General features: G+C 63.7%; 5 protein-coding genes. 4 read left to right on the top strand and 1 reads right to left on the bottom strand.

All coding sequences use genetic code 11. The features are described from left to right. Window positions 1-407, top strand: a 407-nt coding sequence (locus tag ABSG20_RS27385; RefSeq protein WP_423867609.1) for a hypothetical protein, incomplete at its 5' end; no start/stop codon positions are given. 171 nt (window positions 408-578) lie between these two features. Here ABSG20_RS27385 and ABSG20_RS27380 read toward each other — a convergent pair. After that, window positions 579-989, bottom strand: a complete 411-nt coding sequence (locus ABSG20_RS27380) for a flagellar basal body rod protein FlgC (RefSeq protein ID WP_423867608.1) — start codon at window positions 987-989, stop codon at window positions 579-581. 391 nt (window positions 990-1,380) lie between these two features. Between ABSG20_RS27380 and ABSG20_RS27375 the strand changes: the two genes are divergently transcribed. The 3 genes from ABSG20_RS27375 to ABSG20_RS27365 form a co-directional block, all read left to right on the top strand. Continuing rightward, window positions 1,381-3,705 (top strand): DEAD/DEAH box helicase, encoded by a 2,325-nt coding sequence (locus ABSG20_RS27375; protein ID WP_423867607.1) that lies wholly within the window; start codon window positions 1,381-1,383, stop codon window positions 3,703-3,705. A gap of 11 nt (window positions 3,706-3,716) precedes the next feature. After that, the gene (locus tag ABSG20_RS27370; protein ID WP_423867606.1) at window positions 3,717-4,868 is read left to right on the top strand and encodes an Rcat domain-containing protein; all 1,152 of its coding nucleotides are present in this window, start codon (window positions 3,717-3,719) and stop codon (window positions 4,866-4,868) included. Between the two features lie 345 nt (window positions 4,869-5,213). Next, a partial coding sequence (locus ABSG20_RS27365) for a cytochrome-c peroxidase (protein ID WP_423867605.1) occupies window positions 5,214-6,023 on the top strand: 810 nt, incomplete at its 3' end.

The following is a 6,023-nucleotide window of genomic DNA, read 5'->3' as shown; positions in this document are numbered from 1 at the left end:
CGAGAGCGACTCGCAAAGAAAATCACGGTGACAATCCCATGGCCTACGAGATCCATATCGAGCGGCGCGCTGCTGACGCGCAGTGTTTGCCGATTGTTCTTTTGGAGTGGCGCGCGGCGGTGGCGAGGATCGATGGCGTCCGGTTGGCCGAAGGTGACTTCCAGATAGCCAATCCGAAGACCGGCGAAGTCATTCGACTGCGCAACGCCGGCGGAGACGCCGAAGTCTACTTTTCCGAGGATGCGGCATGGAGGCGCGTGTTTGTCTGGTCACCCTCCGGCCGGATATCGTTCAGGGCGCCCCGTGATTTCGACTTGCCCGCTTCTGTAATCGGTCGCCTTGCTTTGGAACTAGCTCGCGAGTTGGATGCTTTGCTTGTTGGAGATGCGGGAGAAATCTACCACTGATTCCGCTTCATCACCTGGCTGAGGATGCTCTGCAGCGGCATCGGCAGCGCGCCAAGGCGACGTCGCGGGGCGTAACTTCGGGCGCGAAGGCGCGGGCATTACGGGGACAGCGCGTTCAATTCAATTGCGAATTTTGCCGAGATGGTCGTCCAAACTTTGCTCCGCCTGACCTCACGCGATGATGTCGAGCAGCGTCTTGGTCATGCGGTCGTCCGCCTTCATCACCGTCGCGTTGGCGGAAAAACTGTAGCTGGCGAGGATCTGGCCGACCATCTCCTGGGAGAGGTCGACATTGGGCGCGGCGACGAGGCCGTCCTGGTTGGCGAAGGGGGCCTGCGGATCGGAGACCGCGATCGTGGACGGCTTGGCCGTCGTGACGGTCGCCTGGGTGCCGCCGCCGGCGCTCGCGGTCTGAACCAGTTCAAGCGGTGCATAGGCCTGTGGCGTCCCTGATGGCACCTTGCCATCGGCGTCGGGGAGCGCGCCCGTGGACAAGACGTTGGCGACGTTGCTGGCGGAGACCTCGAGGCGGCGGGCCGCCGCGTTCATACCGGATAGTGCGATCGTCGAGATACTGCTCATGAAGGGCTCGTCGGACAATGGTCGGGGCCTCATCTAACGCCTGCGCTCCATAAGCAAGCCTCAATGCCGGCGGCCGAATTCATGCGGTGGGGATCATGGATCGTTTACCATTCGGCCGGGCCGATGACTACAAAGACACTTTACAGCCGTGGGAGTCGAGGAGGCCATGAATTCCTCCAGGCCGCGGCGGATGCTGTCAGCTGTCTTGCTCATCTGTTTGTCCTTCTATAGGTCTCGGCGAGAAGCTTTGTCAGCCTGCAAGACATGAAATCCACAATTGAGTTTGTCCGCAGCTCCGCGATTTCCGATGTCTTGATCTTGCCTGAGGCGCGGCTAGACTCGAAATCGTGGCAGTCGATGATTCGGTCGCCCCCGGGATCTCGGGTCATTCATGCGAGCTACGCCGCAACTCTCTCTCTTTCCGCTCGAACCGACGGGCGACACAGGCCTTTGGTTTGCGCGGTTCTCGCGGTATTTCGACGATCCGAAGCGCCGCTCCGGATTCCTGGAACTCGCCGAACAGGCGGTTGGCGCTTGCCCCGGCGATCCCAGCATCCTGACGCTCGCAGCCACCGCCGCTCTTCTGGATCAGCGACCCGATCGGGCGCTGGTGTTTCTCAAGCGGATTGCCAAACGCTACAGCGCGACGCTGACCGATCGCCTGTTGCAGGCGCTGGCAATGTTCCAGGAAGGAAAGCGTTTGGCGGCCCGCGCGCAACTGGAACGCCATGGACTGGCCCAGTGTCCCGCGGCGCTCCAGGTTTTCCCGGCCGGGATGGCACGCATGCGCTGGTTGGAGGGGCAGATCGACGCCATCATGGAGCGCGATGATCCGCCACCGCGCAGGCGCCAGCCTGCTGCGGCAAAAAATAAGCTCAAACCGGCGCCAGTGTCGCGTCCGGAGCGCCCTTCCAGCCGGATCACGCCGCAGGCCGCTCCGTCCCCCGCTGCGATTGCGGCAGCCTCGCTGCAGCCCCTGCCGAGGATAGAAGTCGACATCTCGTTTGCGGCCGAGGTTGAGCTTTCGCCCATGCTCCAGGCCGTTGCCCGTGTGCCCGAGCAGGAGGGCCGGTGGTGGGAGCTGCGCGGGCGTTTCACCCATCTCGGCTTCGCGCAAGGCTTCGACGAACTGCTCTGCCTGCCGCACCTGACCGGCGTCGAACCCTTGTGGCATCAGATCGAGACCGTGCGGAAGGTATTGAAGCAATTCCGGGGCCGCGTCCTGCTCGCCGACGAGGTCGGCCTCGGCAAGACCATCGAGGCGGGGATGGTGCTGAAGGAATACGCGTTACGCGGCATGGCGGAGCGGGTGCTGGTGCTGTCGCCGGCCTCGCTGGTCGGGCAGTGGCGGGAGGAACTGGAGACCAAATTCGGCCTGCCCTTCGCGACCACGCACGACCCGCTGCTGCGCACCGATCCCCATGCGTTCTGGGGGCAGAAGCGGATCATCGCATCGATTGCGACGGCGCGACGACAAGAGCATGCCGAGCATCTGCTCGGCGGCATGTTCGACCTCGTCATCATCGATGAGGCCCATCATCTTCGCGACCGCTCGAGCCAGAGCTGGAAGCTCGTCGACGCGCTCAACAAGCGTTTCCTGCTGCTGCTTTCGGCGACCCCGGTGCAGAACGACCTTGTTGAACTGTACAACCTGATGACGCTCCTGAAGCCCGGCATGTTCAGGACGCTCAGGGAATTTCGCGCCGCCTACATGACCCCCGGCAAGCCGAGAGAGCCGGCCAACGCCGAGCGCCTGCGCGAACTGATGCGCGGCGCCATGATCCGCAACACCCGCGCGGTTGTCGCCCTGAAGCTTCCTCGCCGTCACGCGCTCACGATCAAGGTCGATGGCCAGCCCGGCGAAGTCGAGGCCTATGCCGATCTGGCGGCCGCGGCGCGCCGCCTCGCGGCCGGAACCAAGGCGGGTGGGCACCGGCTGGCGCTGCAGCACATGCTCGGCGCCGCTGGATCCTCGCCTGCGGCGGCCGCGGTCGCGGTGACGCGGTTCGCGGCGCGCCGCCCCGACGACATCGAGTGGCGTGCGCTGGCCGAACGCTGGGCCGCGATCGAAATCGGCGGCAAGGAACAAGCGCTGCTCGACCTGCTTCATCGCAATCCGGACGAGAAGAAATTGGTCTTCGTCCATTCGCGCGAGACGCTGCTCCGCCTGACCGATCTTCTCTCGCACGCCGGTCTGCGCTTTGCGCGTTTCGACGGCAGCCTCAGCGGGCCGCAGAAGGATGCCGCTATCGAAGACTTCCGGGACAAAGCGCCGGTGCTGCTCTGCACCGAATCCGGCGGCGAGGGCCGCAATATCCAGTTCTGCAATACGCTCATCAACTTCGATGTGCCGTGGAATCCGATGGCGATCGAGCAGCGCATTGGCCGGATCGACCGCATCGGCCAGCACCGGGAGGTTTTCGTGTTCAACCTCGTCACACGGGGAACGCTGGAGGATCAGTTGCTGGCGCTGCTCGAGGAGAAGATCTCGATGTTCGAACTGGTGGTCGGCGAGGTCGGCGCCATCCTCGGAGGGTTGGGGGACGAACGTGACTTCCCGGAACTTGCGCTCGACGCGTGGCTCGAAGCGACCGAAGCCGGCCGGACTGAGGCCTTCGATGTCCTGGGCCGCCGGCTCGACGAGGCGCGCTCGCAGCATGAGGGCGCCAAGGCGCTGGACGATGTGCTGTTCGGCGACGATTTTGAAACGGCATGAGGGGAGCGGCCATGGGGGCGCTGCGCGATTTCGTCTCCGAAGTGCTGGAGATGGAAGGATCCGCCGTCGAGGCGGTCGAGCCGGAGGGCCTGGAAGTTCTGGCGCCCGATCCGCTACGCAGCGTGATGGGCTGGCCGGAACTGGTACGGCTCGGTTTCGGGGCCGAGCTTCCTGTGGGAGCCACCGCCGTCGGGTTCGAGGGCGATTGGCTCGATCGGTTCGGTGCGCTGCTCGGCGACAGGGGCCGCTGGGCGGAGCGACAGTTCGTGCTTCCCGGTCCGCCGCCGCGTATCCACGATCCCGCGCGCCTGCTCGATCACACCATCGAATTTCCCAATGCCGTCTGGCGCCTGCTTGAGGTCTCGGCGGCCTGGACGCGTTGCCTGCTGCTGGCGTTCCATTACACCGCCGTTTCCGACGAGAAGCGCGAAGGGCTGGTCTGGCTCGGTTTCAACCAGGGCACCGGTGCCGTGATCGACGACTTTACGCCGCGGTTGCGTGAACTGCTGGCGGGAGACGAGGAATGGCAGGTGCCCGATCCGGACGTCCGCCAAGCGGCCGGACCGGCGTGGGACGCGCCCGTTCTTGACGGGCGGGTGCGGCCGTTGCTCCGACATCGCGTACGACAGGAAGTCGAGCCGTTTCTGAGCACGATGCGACGCCGTCTCGACCGCGACCGCAACCGGATTCATCAGTACCACAACGATCTGCATCTCGTGGCGCAAAAGAAGCTCGCCGCGCTTGCCGGCAGTGCCGGCGAAAAGGCGGAAAATGACCGCAAGCGAGAGATGCTCCGGATCGCGGCGATCGAGCGCGAATACGCTGCCAAGCTCGGCGATCTGCGCCACAATTACGCGTTGCGCGTGACGGTCGAATGGGTGCAGGGACTGGAGTTGTTCGTTCCGGTGCAGCGCTTCGAAGTGCTGGTCAAACGCCGCAAGGGCGAGAAGCTGATGCGCCTCGACTGGCACCCGGCAGTCCGTCTCATGGAGCCGCCGCCGAGCGACTGGGGCCTGGGCATCGGGCGCTCGCGCCTTGTCTGCGACGATCAACTGCATATCACCGACCCGGCCGGACAATCTGCCTGCCCATCCTGTGGCAGAGCGTGGTGCCGCGCCTGTCACCCGACGGCCTGCCGGCGTTGCGGGCATTCGATGACCTGACCATCTCTCGATCAACGTTCGCATCGCCACCTCCGCGAGCCAATCGTGTTCGGAGGCAACGGCCGTTTGCGCGGTCAACGCGGCAATGACCGAAGCGCCGAGGACGCCGAGAAGCATCTTTGCGCACCCCGCTTTGCGGCGCAGCGACCCCGTAGTTATACGAATTGAGAAAGTCAGTAAGCGGTAACTCGCCTTCGGCACACTGTAGGCCGAAATCTATTCCTCGTAGAGCGTCCGGCAGACAACTTGTGAGGATCCGTAGATTGGCCTGACGGCTCCAGTGAATTTGGGTGGATCATGCATTTCGGGCCGGGGCCAAATGGAACGAGGATCCGGTACACGGTCATGCTGGCGACCATGGTGCTGGCCGGCTTCGTCAAAGTCAGTCTTGGTGCGGCGATTGTCGGCGAAACACGTCCAGCAAAAATCGATCAGGCTGCCGCGCCGCCGCTTGATGCGATAAAGGCCGAATATCAGCGCCCGGCGGAAATCCCGTTTCCCAAATCAAATCCCTACACCTTGAGAAAAGCCCTTCTCGGTCAGAGATTGTTTTTCGATCGGCGCCTGTCGAGCAGCTCCGCGCAATCTTGCGCGAGTTGCCATGATCCGGGCTTCGCATGGGGGGACGGATTGCCGGTCGGTGTCGGCAACGGCATGACGAAGCTCGGCCGGCGCTCTCCTTCGATCGTCAACGCCGCATGGGGCGCGGCCTATATGTGGGATGGCCGGGCGGCCAGCCTGGAGCAGCAGGCGCTGGGGCCCATAGAATCCTCTTCTGAAATGAATATGCCGATCGATCAATTACTGGAGCGGCTGAGCTCGATACCGGAATACATTTTGCTGTTCAACGCGGCCTTCCCTGACGGAGGTTTGAGCGGCAAGAGCCTCGCAGAAGCGCTCGCGACCTACGAACGCACCATCGTGTCAGGACGGGCGCCGTTTGATGCATGGATCGCGGGGGACGAGCGCGCAATTTCGGAGCAGGCAAAGCGCGGTTTCGTTGTCTTCAACACCAGGGGTGGCTGCGCGTCGTGCCACGAGGGCTGGAATTTCACCAATGACGGCTTTCAAGACATCGGTGTCCCGGGCCCGGATACCGGACGCGGGCAATTCCTGCCTCAAATTCAAAAAATGGATCATGCGTTCAAGACGCCG

The sequence above is a fragment of the Bradyrhizobium sp. genome, assembly GCF_049512235.1.
GTDB lineage: Bacteria > Pseudomonadota > Alphaproteobacteria > Rhizobiales > Xanthobacteraceae > Bradyrhizobium.
The sequence above is the reverse complement of the archived record's forward strand: the minus strand, read 5'-3'. Positions and strand labels throughout refer to the sequence as shown.

Excerpts from the sequence above, each read along its gene's own strand:
- ABSG20_RS27375 (WP_423867607.1), top strand. The coding sequence starts at position 1,381 with ATGCGAGCTACGCCGCAACTCTCTCTCTTTCCGCTCGAACCGACGGGC.
- ABSG20_RS27370 (WP_423867606.1), top strand. The coding sequence starts at position 3,717 with ATGGGGGCGCTGCGCGATTTCGTCTCCGAAGTGCTGGAGATGGAAGGA.
- ABSG20_RS27380 (WP_423867608.1), bottom strand. The coding sequence starts at position 989 with ATGAGCAGTATCTCGACGATCGCACTATCCGGTATGAACGCGGCGGCC.